The sequence below is a fragment of the Nostoc sp. genome (assembly GCF_054880495.1).
Genome location: NZ_JBTYKD010000333.1, coordinates 1 through 2,837, shown reverse-complemented (window position 1 = coordinate 2,837; position 2,837 = coordinate 1). Strand labels below are relative to the sequence as shown.

Here is a 2,837-nt window from a genome sequence, read left to right as displayed (position 1 = left end):
ACATGACCTTTAAAGTTAAACATTGAATCAAACACGTATTGCACAACTCCCTGTTGGTCAATGACGTAAGTAACGCGACCAGGGAATAAGCCAAAAGCTGCTGTTGCGCCATATAGCTTCCTTACTTGGTCGCCTTTGTCAGTTAACAGAGTAAAAGGTAGATTGTACTTCGCAGCAAATCGCTGATGAGATTCGCTGGAGTCAGCACTTACGCCGACAACTTCAGCGCCAGCAGTTTTAAAAACTTCATATTGATCGCGAAAGGCGCAAGATTCAGCCGTACATCCGGGTGTGTCGTCCTTGGGATAAAAATATAGGACAACAGCTTTTTTGCCGCGAAAATCTTGGAGGCTAACTGTTGAGCCCTTTTGGGCGGGTAGACTGAAATTAGGAGCGGTATCTCCAACTTTGATTGGCATAGCGAGTGGTGGTACTGACTGAACAAAATTTTACCTTGTATCCAAGTCTATAAATTTTGCTTGATTTCTTCAAGCCGCACACTCGTGACTTCTAGTCATGAGTTAGGCGATCATATTTCTATATTTAGATGCTTGTGTATTATGGTAAAATCATGATATAGGAATCATATTTGATTTCTGAAAAAATCTCGGTAGTCTTGTAGTGGACTGTCTAGGCCAAAATGTTGGAAAAAATTGTAGGTTGGGTAGAGGCTTTGCGTAACCCAACATCCTGATAATCAGTTGGGTTGCGCTCCGCTCCACCCAACCTACGTCTAAGTATAGATTATATAATGTTTAGTCAATAATCTATTCAATAATACAAATGTATTAAAAAGAGCTAAGTTTGAAGGAACAGGGTCATAACTAACCAATTTTACCTTGTATCCAAGTATATAAATTTTCCTTGATTACCTGCATCAAGCGGAGTAACTTAGATACTCATCTAACATAAAATTCCGTTTATGCGCCTGACTTCACTGGATGTTTTTCGCGGCATTACGATCGCTGGAATGATTCTCGTCAATATGGCGGGTGTCGCAGATGATGTATATCCTCCCTTAGCCCACGCCGATTGGCACGGCTGCACACCAACTGACTTGGTATTTCCCTTCTTTCTCTTCATTGTCGGTGTAGCAATGACTTTCTCGCTGTCAAAGTACACCGAAGGTAATAAACCAACCTCAGCTATTTACTCGCGTATCTTACGCCGCGCCGCCATTCTCTTTGCCTTGGGATTACTACTAAATGGCTTTTGGAATCAGGGTGTTTGGACTTTTGATTTGAGTAGTATCCGCATTATGGGAGTGTTGCAGCGCATCAGCATTACCTATCTGCTGGCTTCCCTAGCTGTTCTCAATCTGCCGCGTAAAGGTCAATGGATACTGGCAGCAGTGCTACTCATTGGCTACTGGCTAACGATGATTTATCTACCAGTGCCGGATTATGGTGCCGGAGTTCTGACCCGGGAAGGTAACTTTGGCGCTTATATTGACCGCCTGATTATTCCCAAAGCACATTTATACAAAGGTGATGGTTTCAACTTTATGGGAGATCCAGAGGGACTGTTCAGTACTATTCCGGCGATAGTAAGTGTTCTCGCTGGCTACTTCACTGGACAATGGATACGCAGCCAACCTGTACAGTCACGTACAAGTATCGGGTTAGGATTATTTGGAGTTGGTTGTTTAATTATCGGTTGGGCGTGGGGGTGGACATTCCCTATCAACAAAAAGCTGTGGACAAGTTCCTATGTAGTTTTTACCAACGGTTGGGCGTTACTTTTGCTAGCAGCTTGTTATGAACTGATCGAAGTCCGGCTGAATCGTCGCTGGAGTAAACCTTTTGAAATTATGGGCTTAAATGCGATCGCTCTTTTCGTTCCATCCGTTTTGTTAATTAAAATCTTAGTTAAAACCACTATTGGCACAGGCAAAGACGCTCCTAGCACCTACAATTGGATTTATCAGAATTTTTTCGTATCTTGGGCGGGACTCCTGAATGGTTCCCTGTTGTTTGCTCTAGTTACCGTGTTATTGTGGTGGGCTGTTGGTGTTTTGATGTATCGCCAACGCTGGTTTCTCAAAGTGTAATACGAGAATATGTCATTGCGAGTCAAACGACGCGATCGCAAGGTTTTTTTTGAGCTTGTTTCCCTACCCTGCAGAAACGCTGAGAACGAGCGATCGCAATGACAGTTATTTGAACGAACATGATATAAACTCTGCGTTTTTCTGTCAAATACAAATATGCAAAATTTTTATTTGTGTAATCTTTTTTTGCACTTTACGTTTGAGTGTTCGCTAGGTTACAACAGATATAAAGAAGCGTCTACAAACTTCTCTGTGTGTAGAAAATTTTTATTTATTCTAATTCACTAAATTAATCCATATAAATAATTGTGAGGTAATGAATGCGTCGCATTAGATTTTGGGTATTTTTGCCACTTCTCCTAATATTTGGCTGCTCAAATCACCTCTTTCAATCTAGCCCAGCAGTAGTTCAACCAGCCAGTCCGATTTTATTAGCAAAGGCGAGTTACCTTTCATCGCTGGAACAACAGGTAATAATTGAAACAAATAAAGTACGAACAAATCCCAAAGCATACCTCCCGATTCTAAAAAATTATAGAAAGCGTTTTGAGGGGAACCGAGTCAAAATTTCTAATAATACGTATTTGCGAACTCAAGAAGGAGTCAAAGCAGTCGATGAAGCGATCGCATTTCTGAAATCAGCACATCCTGTGGGAGGGTTAAGTGCATCTAAGGGTATGTCTTTAGGTGCAAAAGACCACGTTAAAGACCAAGGACCAAAAGGTGCTACAGGTCATGATGGTAGCGATGGTAGCAACCCCTTTACTCGCATCAACCGCTATGGTAA

General features: G+C 41.8%; 3 protein-coding genes. 2 read left to right on the top strand and 1 reads right to left on the bottom strand.

Features of this window, described 5'->3' with window-relative positions; genetic code table 11:
* Window positions 1-419 (bottom strand): peroxiredoxin (locus ACYTXL_RS29205; RefSeq protein WP_461927687.1); only part of this gene is annotated, 419 nt, incomplete at its 3' end.
* 503 nt (window positions 420-922) lie between these two features.
* Here ACYTXL_RS29205 and ACYTXL_RS29200 point away from each other — a divergent pair.
* The gene (locus tag ACYTXL_RS29200) at window positions 923-2,050 is read left to right on the top strand and encodes an acyltransferase family protein (protein WP_461927686.1); all 1,128 of its coding nucleotides are present in this window, start codon (window positions 923-925) and stop codon (window positions 2,048-2,050) included.
* A gap of 320 nt (window positions 2,051-2,370) precedes the next feature.
* Window positions 2,371-2,837, top strand: a 467-nt coding sequence (locus ACYTXL_RS29195; protein ID WP_461927685.1) for a CAP domain-containing protein, incomplete at its 3' end; no start/stop codon positions are given.

Bases quoted from the DNA above. Each gene is read 5' to 3' on its own strand.
- ACYTXL_RS29200 (WP_461927686.1), top strand. From the start codon at position 923: ATGCGCCTGACTTCACTGGATGTTTTTCGCGGCATTACGATCGCTGGA.